The sequence below is a fragment of the Xanthomonas euvesicatoria genome (assembly GCF_013112235.1).
Lineage (GTDB): Bacteria > Pseudomonadota > Gammaproteobacteria > Xanthomonadales > Xanthomonadaceae > Xanthomonas > Xanthomonas euvesicatoria.
The window spans coordinates 17,972-38,235 of record NZ_JABFFS010000002.1 but is presented as its reverse complement, the minus strand read 5'-3'; the positions used below and the strand labels follow the sequence as shown (position 1 = coordinate 38,235).

Here is a 20,264-nt window from a genome sequence, read left to right as displayed (position 1 = left end):
CGTTTCGTGCGAGCTCGACGAGCTGGGCCGCCTGCATCTGCAATGGCTGTCCGACCTGGACGCCTTCAAAGACTCGCTGCGCACGCAGGGCGCAGCACCCAAGGTGCTGGAATGCGTGAACGAGGCTTTCGGCCGCCTGGCCGAGCGCATCAAGCAGCTTGCCGGTTGATCGCCGGAATTTTCGGCGGTTCCGGCTTTGTCGCACCGTGCATAGGAGTTCTGAGCAATTACGACCTCTCGCGGCGCTTCGTGCATAGAACTTCTGACCGCTCTCGGTCAGAAGTTCTATGCACACACGGCGGCCAGCCAGTGAACTGGTGAAATCGTCTTCTGAAAACGACAGACTCCGACAATTCCGAGGGTCGTGTCGGAGCCAAAGAGCCTTTGATTACTGCTGTGCCGTGTTCGGGTGCTCAGCCGCTGCGACCCACTGGTAGATGGTCGCCATGTCCCGCTGCGCTTTCTTGGCCGCATCCATCGCTCGCACGACAATATCTGTCATGGCTCGTTGGCACAGCTCGTTCTGAATCTTCGCGATGCTGCCGCTGGACAACTCTGAGATCGCGTGAGCAAACTGGTGCAGCCGCATGACGGCCAGCCGGCAATCCGTTACTGCCTGATCCGAAACCGGCGTTCTACCACCTAGCACGGCATCCAGTTTCCCCGCTTCTTCCCGCATCGTGCCGCCGCTCTTGCTCCAGAATTCGCGAAACGGCTTGATCGCATCGGATGACTCTTTCCAGAACGCGTCGTACAGCTCGCGCTTCCCGGCCGCTTCGGCAATTTCCTGTTCTTCGTTCATGTGTGCTCCATCAGTAGGCGGATCTTTTGGCATGGCCGGCGCGCGGTTGCGCGTGGTAGGCTTGCGGCTCGTCGTCATTGCCCGTCCCTCTAAGTGGTAGTGATGGCAAGCCGGCAGATTGCCCGATCTGCCGGCTTTTTTTATCGCTCGCGATCTGGTGTTGATCGCGGCGGCTGTTTGGTCTTTTCGCTCTTGCTCTTCTCGGCCGGCTTCGCCGGCCCAAGTCCTTGCGTCTCGCCGGCGTTGAGTTTTTCTTGGATCGTGGCGCGAACGCCGGCCACGAACTGCTCACGCAACTGCGGTGCGTTCACCACCTTCGTGGCGCTGTAGAAGTCAGCGCGGCGCAGCGTGGCGTAAGCCTCTTTCAGCTCGGGGAATGCCAGTACGGCCTCGGCTTCCGGCAGCCGCTGGAACGCGTCGGCGCGGGCGGGGCGCACAAGGTGATGGCCGGCGTCCTTCAGCAGGCCGGCAAGATCCTTGTTTCCTTCCAGTTGGTCCATGCTGAAAACGACGTCCCGGCGCGTCACCTCCGCTTTGATGTTCGGCAATGCCAGCTCGTTGACGCTGCGGTCGCGGGCGACATAGAGCGCGTCGCGGCCGCCCTTGTTCTGCCCGAAGTATTCCCATTGCAGATGGAAGCCGGAGGCCTCGGCCAGCTCGCGCGTGAATTCGCGCAGCGTGCGGCTATTTCCATCCCGGAACGGGTGGATGTAATCGAGTTCGGCATAGAGTGAGGTGAGCTCTTGGACGAACGGACCGGTCTTCATCCGCCGGAGACGTTCGGGGTCAGCGCGCCCTAGTGTTTCGCCGAGCCGCCCAATCGCCTTGGCATCCATGTCTGAGTAGCAGACATGCGACGTGACGTTGGCCGTCTCTAGCTGGCGGTGCTTCACCCAATCGACACCCGCCGGCACGGCATCCCTGAAGCGGCCGGGCGTCACGTCATCGAAGCCAAGGCCTGGTAGATCCTGGAAGATCCGGCGATTGATCTCCTTCAGGTGGTCCACGTCAAATGCGCCCCCCACGGGGGCCACACGCAGCTCAACAATGCGCCGGAAGGTGTAGAAACCTTCCAGCTCATCGCGTCTTGCTGCAATGTCGAGCTTATCGACCATGGACCACGTCGAACGACGGTGCCATGAACTCTTCCTTGCTGATTTCGCCGCGCATGAAGCGCTGCGCCAAATCCTGCGCAGCTCTGCTCACTGCGAAGCCTTCCAGTGCCACGGAACCGTGTGCGTATTCCACGGCCTCACGGCGCAGGCGCAGCTCATCCTCGGACGGCTTCGCAGGTCCGCTCGGCTCGATCACGAGGCGGCCATCGGCGTAAGCATCCATCAGCTCGCGCATCACCTGCGACGGATTCCGATGGCGCTCCTTGGTCTTCACTGCATTGTTGAAGCGATCGCGGCTGTTCTGATCAATGCGGAGCGTGTAATTCACTTCCAACATGTCCTGCTCCTGGTTCGGAGAGTCGCCAGCGGGGGCGACTCGGCAAGCCTCCAGTTTAATATCGCTTCCGGTGAGCTGGTCTTTCATATCTTCGGCGCCATCGCGCAGTTTGAGCGCCGGCTTATGGTCGAGCGGACGCGGGCAGGCCTCTATGCCGCCCGCGCGCGTGGACGCAACAGCGGCCGCCGAGTGAAAGCGCCGATACCATCCGCGCAATCGAGACTCTGGCACTGACCGATCGAACGCCCGAGGACATCTGCAAGGCGCTGAAGATTAGCCGCAGCAGTTTCTACAAGTACGCGCCTGCACGCGCAGCGGCGCCGGCGGCGGCAGTGGTGACAGATCTGCGCGATCGATCGCGCGGATCTGTCACCAAGTAAAAGCCCGGCGGTTAGGCCGGGCTTTTGGTGACAACTGCGAACTGGCCAGGTCGAGTGCATGTCGTCAAGCTTAGGTTCCTTGCGGCTCCGCGTTTGTGCGGTACTGCTCCCGGAGGGCATCGATTTTTTGCTGACCCGGCACAGGCCGGTGTTGCTGGCGGTGATGACCGGCGGCCAGGAATGCGACACTGACCATGGCGGAGATGGCGATGGTTGCCGCGATGGCGGCCGCCTGCTTGATCTGGCCGACGCAGACTGCCTGCGGCAGGGGGGAAATGAGGGCCAGAGTAACGGCGGTCGATCCGGCGAACTGCTTGTGTTCCGTTTTCATGGTTCATTCTCGATAGCGAAAGGACAGGGGTCACGGAGTGGTTGCGGGCCTCCTTTGCGCGGGGCTGTTGTCGATGATCTTGAGCGCGCCCTGGTCGGGCGCCCAGTTCTTCAGCTCGACGGTGATCGTTGCGAAGCCGACATCCCGCAGCAGCTTCAGCCCGGTTTCCGAGCTGCTGAAGAAGCGCACGGCGCGGTCGGCGTCCCGCACGAGGATGGCCGAGTCGCCGAGCCGGTCGGCGGCGCTGACGTAGAACCGCCCACCGACGCCCACGAGCTGGGCGCCGGTGAAGCCACCGGCAGCGTGGGCGGCGCGGAACTGGCTAAGCGTCATGGACTGCTGCATGGCGCCTCCCTAGGCCGCCGAGGCGGCGGTGTCGGCGTCGTCTTCGTCGCCGTTGTCCACGTCCGCGATGATGAGTTCATCGAGGTCCACCGTGAAGCTGTGGGGCAGGTCGCCCGGACTGCTGGGCGACAGAAGCCCCCAGGTCAGCGGGCCGCCGGCGCCATTTAAGTTGTCTTCCAACACACTGAGGCAGTCACGGCGCGCTTCCTCGGGATCGCCATGGTAGTGCGCGGCAATGAACGGATTTTCGGCGAAATGGGCCGCGATGAAGGTCCGGAAACGTTCGTCGCCGGCGGCGGTGAAACCATGGATTTGCTGATAGTTCGACATGCGGATTACCCCTAACTGTGAGTGACGCTTGGCTGGTGCGGGATCAGGACAGCGACCGGGTGTCCCGCGCTGCCTTGACCAACGTGGAAACCGCTTTGGCAGGCACCAAGTCGCCGGCGTTGATGCGCTCGCACAGCGCGTCGATGTCGCTCTCGGTGATGCGCGGACCGGCGTCGGTCAGAATGGAATCGATGTCGGCCGGCAGCACGTCGTGCCGCTGAAGCAGGCGTAGGCCTGCGAGGATGGCGGCGAGTTCGATCGGCTTGACGTTCATGCTTCACTCTTATGGTGGCTACGTGTTGGCGACCAATACGCACTTTCCATGTAACCAAATTATATAATTTTGGCTTCAAAGCGGGGGCGAAATGCGGCGCGAAATAATGGTTTCGCGTTCGCACATTCAGCCAATAGTCAGGTTAATAATAGGAGCTGTAATCCTTGGGCCTGCCGTCCCACTTGGACAGGCTGCCGTGGTGGCCGGCGCCACCGCTCAGGACGTGCAAATAGGCGGCGCGGTGCATGCGCGGCATGGCGCCGGCCTTGAAGACACCGGGGCGAGGCACGGCGGTGCCGGCCATGGCCTTCTCGCCGGCCTCGGTCTTCTCGGCCTCGATCTCGCACACCACGGCGGAGCGTGCGGACGGTACGCGCGTGACTTCGTAGAAGTGCACGTTCGTCTGCTCGTAGCCGTAGGTTTCATACACGATGTCACCCACCGCCAAGCCGTGGCCGGTTTCGCGGCGCTCGCGCTTGGCGTTCTCATTCGCGGCCTGCCGCTCGATGTAGCTGGTCAGGTGCCTATCGCGCTGCTCGGCCGTGGTGAATGCCAGGTTGAGAGCGGCGCGGATCTGCCGACCCTTGTAGGCCAGCAGGGCGTAGCGCACGCCGTTGCCGTAGCAGTAGGCGACAACGCCGGCCTGCGGGAACTCGCGGGCCTCGGCGTTGGCGGGGATATAGCGGGTCTTCTTCGGGCGGTTCATGGTGCGGATCTCCGGTCGGATCGTGATGACAGGCGCGAAGGTGCTGCTGACCAGGTCGTCAGCGTCGAAGATGCTCATGCCTGCACCTCGACCAGCTCGATGCGGCGCGAGGGATGACGGCTGATCGTGCCCATGAGGGTCTCGCATTGCTGGCGGCTCATCGGATACCGGGTCAGACGCAGGCGCTCGTCGCTGTGCTTGCTGACGGCCTCGATGTGGAAGAGAGGACCGCGCTCGATGTAGACACGGGCATCGGCGCGATAGGTCATCACGTCGTAACCACCATTCGCCAGCACGTACACGCGGCACCACCACCCGGCCCGCACTTCCTGCACGTTGTCCCGGCGCGCAGCCACCCCGTTGAACATGCCCAGCAGCACGTCACCCGGCTTGATGTCCTTCGCGTCTATCCACATTGCTTTGCTAGATGCAGGAGCCGGCTTTTGATCTTGTGTATCGCGCTTCGGCGCGGACGTGTTTAGGTTCATCGGGACGTTCCTTTTGCTGTTGTGGGGGGAGTTGACCATTGCTTCGCTGAGTGCCTTTCGCCGTGTTGCCCGTAGGTCGGCCGGGTCAAGCGGGTGTCCAGGGAGAGACGGGAAGCCGCAGCCCGGAGCGCAGCGCAGGGACCGGGTGAGCGGATCAGCGAAGCGGTGCCCTGGATGGCCGCGCAGCGCCCGGACTACCGTTCAGGGCAGGCGAAAGGGTCTCAGCGATGCAGCACGCCACCGGCGACGCGTGGGAGCGGTCCCGTGGACCGTGAGCGCGTCGCGTCAGCGACGTGCAGATGGAGCCGTTCCGGCGAGCCGCAGGCACGGTTCTGCGGCCGTGTGCGGCCGCCGCTGGTGATCGCGTTGGTGATCGAGCTGGTGGCCGTTCTGCAGGGCAGGGCGGCCGCACTGGCCGGCGTGCGATCGGCACGCTGAAACTGTCTTGCGCGCGTGCGAGAGGACGCCCGCCCCCAGCTTGCCCACCGCTTCCCCCGGACCCTCCGATAGGGACGTCTCCGGGCTCCGGGGCGGCGCCATCAAAAGCGGGTTTGCAGTGGGGAGGTGAGGGTGGTTCCCTGCCGGCGGCGGGAGCGTTGCTCTCGGCGCTGAAGCCGCGCGTGTGCGGGTGAGGCGTTGTCCGTAGGGGGTCCCCCCCTACACCCCGGATCGGGCACCTGGTCGTCGTCGGCGCCGGCGTTGGTGACACGATCGCGCACCTGGTCAGCTGCATTTGTCACCAAGACAGTTTCAGCGTGCCGGCCAGGGCGTTGGCGACATGCCTCGGCCTGGCCAGCCGCCGGGCTGTCGCCAATCCTTGGTCACGGATCCCGCCGGCGACGCCGGCCAGGTCGTCACCAAGGCGCATCAGCGCCGCCGGCGCTGTCCACATATCCACGGTCCGCGTAGGGGCCTTCTATGGCACCCGCAGCGAGGCGGTGGGTATGTGGGCAGTCGCCAATGTCAGCCGCCACGGCAGGGGCGGCGCCGCTCACCGCGCGTTACTGAGACGGTGACGACAAATTCACGAAGGAACACGCAGATTTGTCGGTAAGCGGCGCGGCGCGCCTGCTAAATTCCTTTGCAGGGCAATGCCTTGCTTCGCTCTGGCAGTATTGTGCCAGGCTTCGTCTGCTTGGTGACACTTTCATATCGAAAATTACATTTTTGTCGCCAACATAGTACAGTGTGGCCATGTAGCGCGGCAGTTTGGGGATGCAGATTTATGCATGTTGGTTCGCGTTCGCGCAGTGATGGTAAGCCGCCGAGGCACTACCGGCGTTCCTTGCTGTTCGCCGGATCCGAAAGGGATTGAAGCCCGAAGGGCCGAAACCGGCACAGCCGGGTTCGGTTTACGAAAGCCCGTCCCCATCCCCTGGCCGCAGGTCGGGGGATGGGGTGAGCCAGCCAGCTCGTTCCCTGAGCGGACCATGGAACCGAAATGATGCAAATCGATTACCAATATGCGGTGCTTTGGTAGTAGGATAGGAAAATTTTAAGATGAACGACCGAGACCGAGATCGCGACCGCCTCATGGGAGCCGCCCTACCACCCGTTTACCCACCCTGCACCCTGTCTAATTCTATTTTGGAGAGTGATCTGGAGTTGGCCGCCCAATATAATATTGTAAATCACATCAAGGTATTTGAAACGCCGAGCGGTTTTTACGTCACTGCAAAATTTGCAGATAGGAAGGGTGATTTTCTTAAACAGATCAAACCTATGGGGGTACCCGAGGCTTACTACGTTCTAGCGCAACTTCTTGGCGAGCCCGGCAAGGAGTGGTATTTGACCACTCGGAGGAATCGCGACAGACCGAGAATGTTTAAGGACTTGAAACGTCTCAACGATCTATTGTTGGAGAAAGATCCGTTGGACGGATTTACTCTGCTCCGCAACCAGGGATTACCGGGCGAGGCCCGACCGATGGCGGTTGTTGGGGATATGCCGGCCAACGCCAAACCGGCAAAAATCTGAAGCCATTATGCTATAAGTGTATTGACCAATATATGTTATTATGGTCTCCAGACCCAACAATGGAGGCCATATGTTGCTGGAGTTCATGGACCTTGCGCAGCAGTGCGCACCGACCGTCGCGCCGCAGACGATGGCAGCGCTTGTGCAAGTCGAGTCGGGTTTCAACCCGTATGCAATTGGCGTGGTTGACGGGCGACTAGCCCGTCAACCCGTCAATCTTGAGGAAGCCGTCGCCACTGCGCAGCAATTGGAAGCGGGCGGCTGGAACTTTTCACTGGGCATCGCCCAGGTCAATCGGCACAACCTTCCGAAGTACAAGCTGACATATGCGCAGGCGTTCGACGCCTGCGCCAATCTGCGTGCGGGATCGAAGATCCTGCAAGACTGCTACGCGCGGGCGTCGGCCAAGCTGGCCAGCGAGAAAGACCCGCTGCACGCGGCGTTCTCTTGCTACTACTCCGGTAATTTTTCGCGCGGCTTCCGGCCCGACAAGGCGGGGCAGCCGAGCTACGTGCAGAAGGTACTCGCGAGCGCCGGGGTGGTGCCGAAGGCGATACCGGTCGTGCCGGCGATCGGCGCGCGCACGTCGCCGAACGCCCGCGTTCCGGCCGCTGAGCCGGCGCAGCCAGGCGATGCGACTGCAGCAGTGCCGCTCACGGCGGCGCCAGCCCCAAGCGAGCCGGCGGAGCCGGCCGACCACGCCTCAGTGCTGGTCGATCTCGATCCGCCGAAGCGGTCGGCGCTGCCCCAGCCGCCTACCGCGCCGGTGGCTGACGATGCGGTGAAGCTGAAGGCGCAACAGCCGTCCGCATCGCGCACGCCGGCGGCCGACGCGGACGACTTTTCCGTCTTCTGACCAATTACCCGACACGAGCCAACGTATGAAACTCATGGTGGTGGAGAGTCCGAATAAGGTTGCCAGTATCCAAGGTTATCTCGGCGACGATTGGAAGGTGGTCGCGAGTGTGGGCCATATTCGCGACTTGCCGCAGCGCGAATTTGGCATCAGCAAGCCTGATTTTTCGCTTCAGTACGAATACATCCCGCCGCAGAAAGTCGGCGACCGCACGTTCCCTGGCGCTGCTGAGCGCGTGGCACGGATCAAACGCGAGGTCGCGAAAGCCGAGGTCGTCTACCTCGCGACCGATCCGGACCGCGAGGGCGAAGCGATCTCCTGGCATCTGAAGGAGGCGCTTCAGCTCGGCGAAGGCGACTACGAGCGTGTGACGTTCACGGAGATCACGCCGAAGGCGATCCAAGCCTCGCTCCGCGCCGCCCGGCGCATCGACATGGATCTCGTGCATGCCCAAGAAGGGCGGCGCGCCCTCGATCGGTTCGTGGGCTACATGGTGTCGCCGCTGCTGTCGGACATGCTCGGAATGTCCCTCTCGGCAGGCAGGGTTCAGAGCGTGGCGGTGCGCCTGGTGGTGGAGTTGGAACGCCGCATCGCGGCGTTCAAATCCACCAAGCATTTCGGCGCGGTGGTGATGTTCGACGCCGGCGGCGGCGCGAAATGGTCGGCGCAGTGGGACACGAAGCCGTATGTGACCGAGGACAGCCCGTATGTGCTGGACGCGGCGCTGGCAGCGAAGGCATCGCAGTCGCGGCAATTCGTGGTCCTGGAGGCCAAGACGGAAGAGAAGTCGGAACGGCCGCCGTCGCCACTTTCGACGCTCGGCATGCTGCGCGCAGCTAGCACAGTCCTGAAGATGAGTTCTGCAGCGACGACGAAGGCGGCGCAAAAGCTCTTTGAGGACGGCCATATCACGTACATCCGCACCGACAGCGTGAACCTGAGTCCGGATGCTGCGGACAAGGTGCGTAGCTTCGCGGCAAGCCAGGGGATGGCGCTATCGCCAGACGTGCGCAGGTGGAAGGAGAAGGCCAGCGCGCAGGGCGGTCACGCCGACGCGGTGCGGCCGACGCACATCGAGGTCGAGGACGCTGGCGCGGACGAAGCCCAGCGGGCGCTCTATCGGTTGATCCGGCTGCGCACCCTAGTTTCGCAAATGGCCGACGCCCGATACACCGTCAATACGGTGCGCCTACGCGCCACCGATCGCGACGGCTTCGAATACGTCGCGCGTGGCCGCAAGATGATCGACGCCGGTTGGCGGGCGCTGTTGGAGCGCGATCCGGACGACGAAGAGAACAGCGACGAAGACGCCGCGAAGGACGGCCAGGTTCCGCGCCTGGCTGTCGGTGGTGATCTGCGCGCGATCGACGGCAAGGTGTTGGATAAGAAGACGGAGCCGCCGCGCCGTTTCACTGAGGCCACCTTGCTTCAAAAGCTTGAGGACGAAGGAGTCGGCCGGCCGGCGACATTCGCAGCGATCATGACGAACGTGCTGGGCCGCAGCTACGTCGAGCTGGACAAGAAGCGCTACCTGCTGCCAACCGAGATCGGCGAGCTGGTGGTGGACAACCTGCTGCGTGGCCAATTCGGTTTCATGGAGCTGGGTTTCACCCGCGAGCTTGAGGTGCAGCTAGACGCCATCGCCGAAGGCAAGGCGTCATATCGCGACGTGGTGGAACCGGCCTACACGCAGTTGAACGAGGAACTGGCGCGCATCGCGGTCAGCGGCGAGTTCACGCCCCGCTTCAAATGCCCGAAGTGCGGCACGGGCATGCGTCGTTACGCCAAGCCCGGCAAGTCGCCGTTCTGGCGCTGCACGGCCGATGCTGAGACGTGCGGCCACTACATGGACGACGACAAGGGCAAGCCGGTCGAGCGAGCGGCGCACCCGTGTCCTCGCTGTGGTGAGACGCTCCGGCGCTTCAAGCGCAAGTCAGGTGGCGGCCTGGTGTGGGTCTGCCCGGCAGAGGCTTGCGAGACGTTCCTGGACGACGTGGGCGGCAAGCCTGTCGCCCTGCACACCTGCTCCAAGTGCAGCGCGCCGCTGAGGCGATACCAGAAGAAGGATCGCGAGACCGGCAAGCCGACAGGCGCCTTTGGCTGGTTCTGCACCGACACCGAGAACTGCAAGACCTTCATGGACGACGACAAGGGCCGGCCCGTCGCGATCAAGAAAGCGCCGTGCCCGAAGTGCGGCAAGGCGATGTACCGCCGCAAGGGCGACCATGGCTGGTGGTGGGGCTGTAGCGGCTACCGTGAGGGCTGCAAGACCATCATGGACGACGACAAGGGCAAGCCCGTGCCGAGGGCGGCCAAGGGTGCCACCAAGTCCACCAGCTCGCCGGCGAAGGCCAAGGCCAAGGCGAAGCCTGCGGCTAAGCCGAAGTTGCGCCGGTAGGGAAGTAGGGCGTGTGTGCGATACCAAAACACATAATTTTGGTATTCAATGCGATACAATTTGGTTGCCTGATACGGCGCCTCGGGGGGGGAAGTAGCACGCAGGAGCACACGCGGTAACACCGCACACCATCACTTTTACTAGGACTGGACACTATATGAAGAAGCTTGCTTTCATCGGCGCTAAGTCGCCGTCCCGCACCGCGCTGCTGAGCGTAGCCGCACTGGCTGCTGCAATGGTCATCGCCGGCCCGGCTGCGGCCGAAGGCCTGGAAAAGGTCAATCAGGGTGTCGAAAACGTCCTGAGCGTCTTGAACGTGATTTCCGTGTCTATCGTCACGATCGCCGTGATTGTGGCCGGCTATAAGATGGCGTTCGCGCACGCCCGTTTCATCGACGTGGTGCCGATCCTGGGCGGCGGCATCCTCATCGGTGCCGCTCCCCAGTTGGCGCGCTTCCTCATCAACTGAGGGTGGCCGACGATGGCGACGGGATCAGGCTCCGCCGGCTCGCGCAGAGCCACCTACACGAAAGATCCGCTGTTCAAGGGATGCACGCGACCGGCGATGATTATGGGTGTCCCGGTGGTGCCCTTCGTCATCGTCGGCGGCAGCCTCATGCTGGTGACGATCTGGACGTCAATCTTCTGCATCGTGCTTGTGCCCGTCGCCATCATGGTGATGCGGCACATCACGAAGTCTGACGATCAGCAATTCAGGCTCCTTTGGCTGAAGATCCTTTTTCGGCTCATCAACTACAACCGCAACGGTAGCTTCTGGCGGTCATCCGCCTGGAGCCCCGTTGCGTTCAAGAAACGGAAATGAGGCGTATGAATGCACAGGCCAGGTATCAGCAGCAGTTGAACGGCGAGCGCTCGATCTCGCCGTTTATTCCGTACAGCAGCCAGGTATCGCCCGACACGATCGTGACGCTGGAAGGCGATTACGTGCGCACCTGGCGGCTCGCCGGGTTGGCGTGGGAGACGGCAGACCCGGAAGAACTGTTGCAGCGCAAGGAAGAACTTAACACCCTGTACCGCTCCATCGCGAGCGAGCATGTTGCGATGTGGACGCACATTCTCCATCGCAAGACGAGCGACCGGCTCGTTTCGCACTTCGACAATGAGTTCTGCCGCCAACTTGACGAGAAGTATTACGCCTCGTTCACCGGCTACAAGATGATGGCGAACGAGCTTTACGTCACGCTCGTTTACCGTCCGCATCCTTCACGCATCGGCAAGCTGTTTTCCAAGGCAAGCCGTCGTTCGCACGCCGAGATCATCGCGGATCAGCGCAGGGCGCTTCGCAGGCTCGATGAGCTTGCATCGCAGGTGGAGGCGAGCATGCGCCGCTATGGCGGTGATGAGCGCCGTGGTATCGAGGTGTTGCGCACTTACGACAAGGGTGGCGCGCTCCATTCCCAGCAGTTGGAGTTCTTGAACTACCTGCTGACCGGTGAGTCGCAGCCGGTACGCGTGCCGCAGGCGCCGTTGAACGAGTACCTGGGCAATGCCTGGGTATTCGCCGGCACCGAGACGATCGAAATTCGCACGCCGGTCTCTACGCGGTTTGCGCGCTGCATCGACTTCAAGGACTACCCGGAGAACACCGAGCCGGGCATCCTCAACATGCTCATGTATAAGGGCTTTGAGTATGTGGTGACGCAGTCGTTCTCCTTCATGCCCAAGCGCGACGGCGTAGATTTCCTGGATCGCCAGGAGAAGCGCTTGCGCAATACGGAGGACGGCAGCGTGTCGCAGTTGGTCGCTATGGCAGAGGCCAAGGACAGCCTTATTAACGGCGAGTTTGCGATGGGTGAGTACCATTTTTCGATGATGGTATTTGGCGATAGCATGGACTCGGTGCGTAGCAATACCACTGAGGCGATGACGACGTTGCAGAATGAGGGCTTCCTTGCGGCGTTGGTCAACACCGCAACGGACGCGGCGTTCTATGCACAACTGCCCTGCAATTTCCGCTTCCGACCGCGCATCGCCGGACTGACATCGCAGAACTTCGCCTGCTTGGCTGGTTTCCATAACTTCCGCGCCGGCAAGCGCGACGGCAATCCGTGGGGCCAGGCGCTGACTCTGCTCAAAACGCCGTCCGGTCAGCCGGCCTATCTGAACTTCCATTTCTCCAAGGGAGACGAGGACAACTACGATCAGAAGTTGCTCGGCAACACACGCGTGATTGGTCAGTCCGGCTCGGGCAAGACCGTGCTTTTGAACTTCTGCATGTGCCAGGCACAGAAGTACAAGCACAACGCGCCGATGGGCTTGTGCTTCATCTTCTTCGACAAGGATCAGGGCGCGAAGGCCACGATCTTGGCGAGCGGCGGCAAATACCTGGCTGTTCGCAACGGCCAGCCGACCGGCTTCAACCCGCTTCAGATGGAGCCCACTGAAGCGAACATCCTGTTCCTTCAGCGGCTGGTGCGCTCGCTGGTCAGCAGCGGCGGCAATCGCGTCACGACTGAGGACGAACGACGCATCGAGCATGCGGTGCGCACAGTGATGAGCATGCCGAAGGCGCTGCGTCGTCTTTCAACGGTACTTCAGAACATCACCGAGGGCGGCGACAAGCAAGATCGCGAGAACAGCGTGGCCAAGCGCCTGGCGAAGTGGTGTGCCGACGATGGTTATGGCAAGACCGGTTCGCTCGCCTGGGCGCTGGATTGCGCGCACGATCAAATCGACTTCACGACTCACACGACCTACGGTTTCGATGGCACGGACTTCCTCGACAATGATGACGTTCGCACGCCGATCTCCATGTACCTGCTTCATCGCATGGAATCGGTCATCGACGGCCGCCGCTTCATCTACTGGATGGATGAGGCGTGGAAGTGGGTCGATGACGATGCGTTCAGCGACTTCGCCGGCAACAAGCAATTGACGATCCGCAAGCAGAACGGCCTCGGCGTCTTCGCGACGCAGATGCCGAGTAGCTTGCTGAAGTCGAAGATCGCATCCCAGCTCGTGCAGCAGGTTGCGACCGAGATTTACCTGCCGAACCCGAAGGCCGATTATCACGAGTACGTGGACGGCTTTAAGGTGACCGAAGATGAGTACAAGATCATCAGGTCGATGAGCGAGGACAGTCGCTTGATGATCGTCAAGCAAGGCCACCAATCGATGATCTGCCGTCTCGACCTGGGCGGGATGGGTGACGAGCTGGCGATACTGTCCGGTAGTTCGGACAACAACGAGCTGTTGGATGAGATCATCGCCGAGGTCGGCGACGATCCGAGCCAATGGCTTCCCGTGTTCCACCAGCGCCGCAAGGCTCGCGTGGTGGCGTCAAAGAAATCCAACTGACGAGGTAGCGCTATGAATCAGCAGGTCGCGACCAAGATTTATCTGCCGAACCCGGAGGCCGATTATCGCCAGTACCTGGACGGTTTTAAGGTGACCGAAGACGAGTACAAGATCATCAAAGTCGACTAGCGAAAACAGTCGCTTGATGATCATCAAGCAAGGCCACCAGTCGATGATTTGCCGTCTAGATCTGGGCGGGATGGGTAAGGCTCACGTGGTGACGTCCAAGAAATCCAACTGACGAGGTAGCGCTATGAAGAAGTACGCATTGATCCTGGCCGCCACGCTTGCCCTCTCGGGCACGGCGTTCGCCGGTGTCCCGGTGACGGTGATCGCCGACGTGCCGGCAATCACCAATCAGATTGAGACCATGGCCAAGTGGAAGGCCCAATACGACCAGATGGTCAGCCAGATTAACCAAATGCAAAAGCAATACGACGCAGTCACTGGCCCGCGCGGCCTGGGTCAGATCATGAATAACCCTGCGCTGCGCGACTATCTGCCGTCCGACTGGCAAAAGGTCTACGACTCCGTCCGCACCGGTGGCTACAACGGCCTTAGCGGCTCCGCAGCGGCAATCCACGACGCCAACAAGGTTTTCGACGCCTGCGGGCGTATGGCGGCCGGAGCGCAGCGCACCGCGTGCGAAGCCGCAGCGGTGAAGCCTGCGCAGGACAAGGCGTTCGCCGGCGAGGCGTATGCCGCCGCGAAATCTCGTCTGGATCAAATCAACTCGCTCATGGGCCAGATCAACCAGACGCAAGACCCGAAGGCGATCGCCGAGCTGCAAGGACGCATCGCGTCCGAGCAAGCCATGATCGCCAACGAGCAGACCAAGCTCCAGTTGTTCCAGATGATGGCGCAGGCTGATGAGAAGCTTCAGGAGCAGCGCCAGCGCGAGATCAACGCCAAGCAGCTCGCGCGGCGTGGTTACCTGGATCTGCAACCCTTGACGTTCAACTAACTGCCAAGGGAGACCGGTCAGTCAATGACCGGTCTCCGAGGGGATATCTATGAAACGCGTCGCGTACACCACTCTTCTGACCTTCGTCGCTGCTCTGTCAGGCTGCAAGGATGAGCAACCCGTGCAGACGGTCACCTGGTACAAGGAACATGCTCCCGAGCGAGCGACAATGCTCGCGGACTGCCGCGCAAATGCTGGCCAGGCCGCAGCGTCGGCCAACTGCATCAACGCCGAAAAGGCCGACGCAGAGACGGAGACGGCCAAGCGCGGCCACCTTCAGCTTGATGCTGGCGAGTTCGCCAAGGAACTGAAAGGGAGCAAGTAAATGGACGTGGTGCTTTTTCAGTTCATTGGCGAAACGTTCAACAATGCACTGGATAGCTACGCGACGACCGTAGCGTCCAGCGTCATTTCTGCGATTACGGCGACCGCTGTTCTCGGCGGCACGCTCTACTACGCTGTGATGGGTATGCTCATGGCCATTGGGCGGGTCGATGGTCCGTTCTCGCAATTCGTCGTTTCGTGCATCAAGTTCACGTTGATCGCAGCCATTGCGCTCAACGTCGGCACGTATGGCAGCATGGTCATCGACTCCGTGCGCGGCATGGAAACGGGCCTTGCCGATGCGTTCGCCGGCAACTCCGGCGCCAAGTCGGCCTCGATCTATCAGACGATCGACAAGGCCGTTCAAGACGGCTGGGACATCGCAGCCGTCCTGTACGAGCGAGGCAATAATCGGGGGTGGACCGAGATCCTGTTGGGCCTGTCGGAGATCGGCCTGGGCATGACCGTCGCGCTGGCGACGATAGTGATTGCCATGCCGGCGGGCGCGATGATTATCGGCTCGCATGTAGTGCTCTCGCTCTTGCTCGGCATTGGGCCGCTGTTCGTGCTGGCGATCGGCTGGGGGCCGGTGAAAGGCTATTTCGATCGTTGGTTCGGCCAGGTGATGACCGGCGTGATGCAAATCGCGCTGGTGTCGGCGGTGCTGGCGATTGCCTTGAAGCTCTTCACCTTCACAGTGGCGAAAGTAGACGTTGATTCCGCAACGCAAAGCACGCTTTTTGCTGTCCTAGAGCTGTTCGTGCTGACGCTCGTGATGCTGTACCTCGTGTACCGCGCATATGAGATCGGCGGCACCCTGGGCGGCGGCATGTCGGCGAACGCGATCACGCTCGGGGCGATGGCAGCGCGTGCGGCATCGATCGCCGGCGCACCGATCGCAGCCGGGCGAGCTATCGGTGGCGCCGTCAATCCGATGAGTACACGCCGCGACCTTGAGTCGGGCATGATGGTGTCCGCTGGACGGATGAACCACCTGGTTGCCGGTAATACGATGTGGAACCCATCGTATCGACAGCATGTCCTCGACAATGTCGGCAAGAATTGGGGCCGCGCACGCGGCGGATCTATCAGCAATTAATCAGTAACCGCTCAGGCAATGACTGCCTGGGCGGCTTTTTTTTGCCTTGCGAATGCCAATATTACCCATATTGGATAGGTCCAATGGTACAATTTGGCACCGCCGCATTCCCAGGATTAAGGATATGAAACAGTGCATTACCTTGCTTTGCCTTGTCGCCATGCTGGCGGGATGTGCGAGCAACGCAGCCGTCGTCCCGGCACTCAAGGGACGCGCACGCGTGCCGGTGAACAAGCAGGTTCCGTCGCAACCCCCGGTCACACAGCAGCCGACCAGCTCGGCGCAGGGGGAATGACCATGTTCGGACGCGGTAAGCGCCCCAAGGTGCATTCCACCATGTCGCAAAGCGCCGACGGCGCGCACACTCAGGTCACGCCTGAAGACAGTCCGCATTACGCTCAGGCGATCGGTTGGGAAGCTTCCCGCACGCTCGCCCTGGAACAGTCTGAGCGGCGCGCCTGGCGCGTCGCCGGCGCGTTCGGCGTCGCCTTCGTCCTCATGGCGATCGGCATTGCGGTCATGGCACCGCTGAAGGAGAGCATTCCCTACGTTATCCGCGTGGACAGCGCGACGGGCGTGCCGGATCTCGTCACTGCGCTCGATAGCAAGGGCGTGGGATACGACGAAGCGATGGACCGTTATTGGCTGGCTCAGTTCGTGCGCGCCCGCGAGACCTACGACTGGTACACCCTGCAAAAGGACTACGACACTGTAGGCCTGCTGTCGGCGCCGAATGTCGCCAAGCAATACGGCGAGCTGTTCACCGGCGACAATGCGCTGGACAAGAAGTTCGGATCGCAGGTCCGTGCGACGGTTGAGATCGTCAGCGTCGTTCCCAACGGCGACGGGGTGGGTACGGTCCGTTTCATCAAGACGACGAAGCGCGCCGAAGAAACCGGCCGTGGACAAGTCACGCGTTGGATCGCGACGATCGCCTACAAGTACCAGAATCCATCGGTCCTGAAAGAGTCGGCGCGGCTGACTAACCCCCTCGGGTTCCAGGTCACCAGCTATCGCGCCGACCCGGAGCTGACGACGGAGGGCGCCCGATGAAGCGCCTATATCTCACGCTCGCAGCTGTGATGGTGTCGGTGCCAGCCTTCGCGATGGATGTTCCGTCCAGTTCACGATTCGACAACCGCATTCAGTACGTCAACTACAACGCCGGCGACGTTGTGCTGGTGCGGGCTCTGCCTGGCCTCGGCGTGCGTATTGTTTTCGCCCCTGGCGAGAACATCGTGGATGTTGGCACCGGCTTTTTGCAGGGCTGGGAGTTCCGCAAGAGCGGGAACATCCTGTTTCTTAAGCCGAAGTCGATAAAGACCGGCGGCAATGATGGTCAGGTCATGGCGCCGGAAGCTGGGAAGTGGAACACCAACTTGATGGTGACCACTGACCAGCGGCTTTACGACTTCGATCTGCAATTGCTGCCCGGTAGCAACGACGGGGCACCGGCGCGCAACCAACGCGTCGCCTACCGTGTGGAGTTCCGCTACCCGGCAGATGAGGCGCGGGCGAAGGCGCGCCAGGCCGACAAGAAGGCGGCGGAGGCACGCCTGGCGGCGAAGCCGGCGCCGATGAACTGGCATTACTCGATGCAGGTTGGCAAGGACTCGGAGGCCATCGCGCCGTCGATGGCCTACGACGATGGTCGGTTCACGTACCTACGTTTCCCGAACAACCGCGACTTTCCGACCGTCTTCCTCGTCGCCGGCGACAAGTCGGAAAGCATCGTCAATGCGAATGTCGATCCGAGCGCGCCGGATATTCTGGTCGTGCACCGTGTCGCCCGTGAAATGGTGTTGCGCCTCGGATCGGCAGTCGTCGGTATCTATAACGATTCTTACAACATGGACGGCGTGCCGACCAACACTGGGACGACGGTTCCGGGCGTGGAACGTGTCATCAAGTCCGGTGAGGTGAAGTGATGAGCGAGGCAAATACTCAACCCGAGCTGGCGGCCCTGCCTGGCGAACGTGGAATGCCGAGCGTCAATGACAGTCAGCGCGGTAGAGGCATGAAAGTCGCGTTCGTCATCGGGGTCATCGTGATCTTGATGGCACTCGTGTCGCTGGCGCTGTTGAAGTACACGGGCAAGAAGTCCGCAGCGGCCACCAAGAAAGCCTCCATGGAGGCGCCGGCGCTACCGGCCAGGTCGTTCACCGCACCGCCTGCGTCTCCCACGCCTCCAGCGCCGGCGGAGGCCGTGCCTGGCGTGCAGCCGACAGCGACGGCGCCCTCGGTTCCCGGCAGCGCCACTGGCGAGGAAGCCCGCCCACCGGCCAAGTTGGACAAGTCGGCCTCGTCCTTGATGGTGGTCAGCGACGATGCGGCCTCGGGTGGCGGCGCCAGCGGCGCGCAGAGCGCGGCAGGCGCCGGCGCACGACTCGGCCTGGAGCCTTCCGGCACCGATGGCGGTGGCCCGATGGCGAGCCTCCTGAGCGGCACGAAGACTGACGCCCGCAAGGCCGGGATGATCGGCAATCGCAATTTCATCCTGGCGAAGGGCAGTTCCATCGACTGCGCGTTGCAAACACGGCTCGACTCCACCGTGCCGGGGATGACCGCGTGCGTGGTCACCCGCAACATTTTCAGCGACAACGGCAAGGTGCTGCTCATCGAGCGCGGCTCGACGGTCACCGGCGAGTATCAGTCGAACATGCGCCAGGGCATGGCGCGGATCTACGTGCTGTGGACGCGGGTCAAGACGCCGAATGGCGTCGTCGTCAATCTCGACTCGCCCGGCGCTGACGCGCTCGGTGGCGCTGGACTGCCCGGTTACGTGGATAACCATTTCTGGAAGCGGTTCGGCGGCGCCTTGATGCTGAGCCTGGTGGACGACACTGCGCGTTTCGCGACGCAAGGGAACGGCAGCAGCAGCGGCAGCAATCAGTTCAATTTCAACTCGACTGGCGAGGCCAGTAGCAACATGGCAGCGGAGGCGCTGAAGAACACCATCAACATTCCCCCTACCCTCTACAAGAACCAAGGCGAGCAAATCGCGATTTTCATCGCCCGCGATCTCGACTTTTCGAGTGTTTACGATGTCCAGACCCAGTGAAATTAACACTATTGGAGCGTGTGTGATGTCCAGAACCGTTGAAAATGAAACTGGTGGAGTGGGGTTCGATCGAGCGTCGTCTGTACGACATTTGATGGAGCCGCTGAGACCATGGATGAGCGATAGCTCCATTACCGAGATATGCGTCAATCGGCCGGGCGAAGTCTTTATCGAGCGCGAAAGTCACTGGGAGCGTCACGAAGAACCTGGGCTGACGTATGCACACCTGGAGTCGCTGGGCACTGCCATTGCCAGATACGGCAACGATACGCTGGACGATGCCAAGCCGATCCTCTCAGGCATCCTTCCCGATGGCGAGCGTGTGCAAATTGTTCGGCCGGATGCCTGCGAACACGGGACGTACTCGTATACGATCCGCAAGCCATCGCTCAGTCGGCGCAACCTGGGGGACTACAAACGCCAGGGCTTTTTTAAGCACATCAAGCCGGTATCAACCGGCCTGACGAGTGCCGAGCGTGAGCTGCTCGAGCTGCGCTCGACCGGCGACACGCTCGGCTTCCTCCGGCGTGCAGTCCAGTTGGACAAAGTGATCGTCGTCGCCGGCGAGACCGGCTCGGGCAAGACAACGTTCATGAAAGCGTTGATGCAGGAAATTCCTCGCAACCAACGCCTCATCACGATCGAGGACACGCCCGAGCTGTTCCTGCCAGACCATCCGAACCACGTGCATCTGTTCTACAAGAGCGAGGCGAATGAAGAGGATGGCGCGATCGTCACTCCGGCGTCGCTGCTGAAGAGTTGCCTTCGCATGAAGCCGACGCGCATCCTCCTGGCGGAGCTGCGTAGCGGCGAAACCTACGACTTCCTCAACGTCGCGGCCTCGGGTCACCGTGGCAGCATTACTAGCGTGCATGCGGGGTCGTGCGACCTGGCCTTTGAACGGCTGGCCTTGATGGTTCTGCAGAACCGCCAGGGGCGCCAGTTGCCGTATCCGGTGATCCGCCGGCTGCTGCACCTGGTGGTCGATGTCGTGGTGCATATCACCAACGACACCGACGAAGGTGGCTTTGGCCGGAACATCACCGAGCTTTGGTACGACCCCGGTGCCAAGCGAGCGCTTGGCAAGATCGAGGCGTGATGTTGGCGACAGTCACGAGCTGGCCAGGTCGTCGCACTGTCACCAATCACTGCCGGCTTT

General features: G+C 61.7%; 23 protein-coding genes and 1 pseudogene. 15 read left to right on the top strand and 9 right to left on the bottom strand.

The genetic code is table 11. The annotated features are described in order from the left end of the window. Positions 1 to 388 precede the first annotated feature (388 nt). The 3 genes from HLH45_RS21155 to HLH45_RS21145 form a co-directional block, all read right to left on the bottom strand. Entirely contained in the window at positions 389 to 802 is a 414-nt protein-coding gene (locus tag HLH45_RS21155) for a hypothetical protein (RefSeq protein WP_015462672.1), read from the bottom strand. A 140-nt stretch (positions 803 to 942) separates the two neighbouring features. Further along, positions 943 to 1,917, bottom strand: a complete 975-nt coding sequence (locus HLH45_RS21150) for a Fic family protein (protein WP_015462671.1) — start codon at positions 1,915 to 1,917, stop codon at positions 943 to 945. After that, positions 1,907 to 2,140 carry an antitoxin VbhA family protein gene (locus tag HLH45_RS21145; protein ID WP_071117323.1) on the bottom strand — a complete coding sequence of 78 codons (234 nt, stop codon included), beginning with the start codon at positions 2,138 to 2,140 and terminating at the stop codon, positions 1,907 to 1,909. Before HLH45_RS21145 ends, HLH45_RS21150 begins: the two co-directional genes overlap by 11 nt. A gap of 183 nt (positions 2,141 to 2,323) precedes the next feature. On the opposite strand from HLH45_RS21145, the pseudogene HLH45_RS22120 reads away from it, so the two are divergent. After that, a pseudogene (locus tag HLH45_RS22120) lies at positions 2,324 to 2,634 on the top strand (recombinase family protein); the annotation flags it as partial. 70 nt (positions 2,635 to 2,704) lie between these two features. Here the strand turns inward: HLH45_RS22120 and HLH45_RS21135 are convergent. The 6 genes from HLH45_RS21135 to HLH45_RS21110 form a co-directional block, all read right to left on the bottom strand. After that, positions 2,705 to 2,965 carry a hypothetical protein gene (locus tag HLH45_RS21135; protein WP_015462668.1) on the bottom strand — a complete coding sequence of 87 codons (261 nt, stop codon included), beginning with the start codon at positions 2,963 to 2,965 and terminating at the stop codon, positions 2,705 to 2,707. Between the two features lie 30 nt (positions 2,966 to 2,995). Beyond that, positions 2,996 to 3,310: a hypothetical protein gene (locus HLH45_RS21130; protein ID WP_015462667.1), complete on the bottom strand. Its 315-nt coding sequence runs from the start codon at positions 3,308 to 3,310 to the stop codon at positions 2,996 to 2,998. A gap of 9 nt (positions 3,311 to 3,319) precedes the next feature. Next, a complete protein-coding gene (locus tag HLH45_RS21125; protein ID WP_015462666.1) occupies positions 3,320 to 3,640 on the bottom strand; it encodes a hypothetical protein in 321 nt (106 codons plus the stop codon). Between the two features lie 43 nt (positions 3,641 to 3,683). Continuing rightward, complete coding sequence (locus HLH45_RS21120) at positions 3,684 to 3,914, bottom strand: hypothetical protein (protein ID WP_015462665.1); 231 nt, start codon at positions 3,912 to 3,914, stop codon at positions 3,684 to 3,686. Between the two features lie 142 nt (positions 3,915 to 4,056). Continuing rightward, entirely contained in the window at positions 4,057 to 4,698 is a 642-nt protein-coding gene (locus HLH45_RS21115) for a hypothetical protein (RefSeq protein ID WP_015462664.1), read from the bottom strand. Further along, positions 4,695 to 5,108, bottom strand: coding sequence for a hypothetical protein (locus HLH45_RS21110; protein WP_223293198.1), 414 nt, complete (start codon positions 5,106 to 5,108; stop codon positions 4,695 to 4,697). The genes HLH45_RS21115 and HLH45_RS21110 overlap by 4 nt, the downstream gene beginning before the upstream one ends. Before the next feature lie 1,500 nt (positions 5,109 to 6,608). Here HLH45_RS21110 and HLH45_RS21105 point away from each other — a divergent pair. The 14 genes from HLH45_RS21105 to virB11 all read left to right on the top strand — a co-directional run bounded on the left by HLH45_RS21105 (position 6,609) and on the right by virB11 (position 20,204). Next, the gene (locus tag HLH45_RS21105; protein ID WP_046932469.1) at positions 6,609 to 7,085 is read left to right on the top strand and encodes a hypothetical protein; all 477 of its coding nucleotides are present in this window, start codon (positions 6,609 to 6,611) and stop codon (positions 7,083 to 7,085) included. Positions 7,086 to 7,155: 70 nt separating this feature from the next. Then, entirely contained in the window at positions 7,156 to 7,941 is a 786-nt protein-coding gene (locus HLH45_RS21100; protein ID WP_046932467.1) for a lytic transglycosylase domain-containing protein, read from the top strand. 25 nt (positions 7,942 to 7,966) lie between these two features. Beyond that, on the top strand, positions 7,967 to 10,339 hold the full coding sequence (locus HLH45_RS21095; protein WP_046932464.1) for a type IA DNA topoisomerase: 2,373 nt from the start codon (positions 7,967 to 7,969) through the stop codon (positions 10,337 to 10,339). A gap of 157 nt (positions 10,340 to 10,496) precedes the next feature. Beyond that, positions 10,497 to 10,808, top strand: a complete 312-nt coding sequence (locus HLH45_RS21090) for a TrbC/VirB2 family protein (protein ID WP_017160625.1) — start codon at positions 10,497 to 10,499, stop codon at positions 10,806 to 10,808. A gap of 12 nt (positions 10,809 to 10,820) precedes the next feature. Then, positions 10,821 to 11,162 carry a VirB3 family type IV secretion system protein gene (locus tag HLH45_RS21085; protein ID WP_007968798.1) on the top strand — a complete coding sequence of 114 codons (342 nt, stop codon included), beginning with the start codon at positions 10,821 to 10,823 and terminating at the stop codon, positions 11,160 to 11,162. Positions 11,163 to 11,167: 5 nt separating this feature from the next. Continuing rightward, complete coding sequence (locus HLH45_RS21080) at positions 11,168 to 13,657, top strand: VirB4 family type IV secretion/conjugal transfer ATPase (RefSeq protein WP_046932463.1); 2,490 nt, start codon at positions 11,168 to 11,170, stop codon at positions 13,655 to 13,657. 12 nt (positions 13,658 to 13,669) lie between these two features. Continuing rightward, complete coding sequence (locus HLH45_RS21075) at positions 13,670 to 13,786, top strand: hypothetical protein (protein ID WP_017160586.1); 117 nt, start codon at positions 13,670 to 13,672, stop codon at positions 13,784 to 13,786. A gap of 124 nt (positions 13,787 to 13,910) precedes the next feature. Beyond that, complete coding sequence (gene virB5, locus HLH45_RS21070) at positions 13,911 to 14,621, top strand: P-type DNA transfer protein VirB5 (protein WP_046932459.1); 711 nt, start codon at positions 13,911 to 13,913, stop codon at positions 14,619 to 14,621. Positions 14,622 to 14,670: 49 nt separating this feature from the next. Then, entirely contained in the window at positions 14,671 to 14,946 is a 276-nt protein-coding gene (locus HLH45_RS21065) for an EexN family lipoprotein (RefSeq protein ID WP_017160589.1), read from the top strand. Next, positions 14,947 to 16,044, top strand: coding sequence for a TrbL/VirB6 family protein (locus HLH45_RS21060; RefSeq protein ID WP_046735685.1), 1,098 nt, complete (start codon positions 14,947 to 14,949; stop codon positions 16,042 to 16,044). A gap of 291 nt (positions 16,045 to 16,335) precedes the next feature. Next, entirely contained in the window at positions 16,336 to 17,097 is a 762-nt protein-coding gene (locus HLH45_RS21055; protein WP_080948171.1) for a VirB8 family type IV secretion system protein, read from the top strand. Continuing rightward, positions 17,094 to 17,972 (top strand): P-type conjugative transfer protein VirB9, encoded by an 879-nt coding sequence (gene virB9 / locus HLH45_RS21050; RefSeq protein ID WP_046932455.1) that lies wholly within the window; start codon positions 17,094 to 17,096, stop codon positions 17,970 to 17,972. Before HLH45_RS21055 ends, virB9 begins: the two co-directional genes overlap by 4 nt. Beyond that, positions 17,972 to 19,105, top strand: a complete 1,134-nt coding sequence (gene virB10, locus HLH45_RS21045) for a type IV secretion system protein VirB10 (RefSeq protein ID WP_029220872.1) — start codon at positions 17,972 to 17,974, stop codon at positions 19,103 to 19,105. The genes virB9 and virB10 overlap by 1 nt, the downstream gene beginning before the upstream one ends. Before the next feature lie 115 nt (positions 19,106 to 19,220). Further along, positions 19,221 to 20,204 (top strand): P-type DNA transfer ATPase VirB11, encoded by a 984-nt coding sequence (virB11, locus tag HLH45_RS21040; protein WP_197046139.1) that lies wholly within the window; start codon positions 19,221 to 19,223, stop codon positions 20,202 to 20,204. Positions 20,205 to 20,264 lie beyond the last annotated feature (60 nt).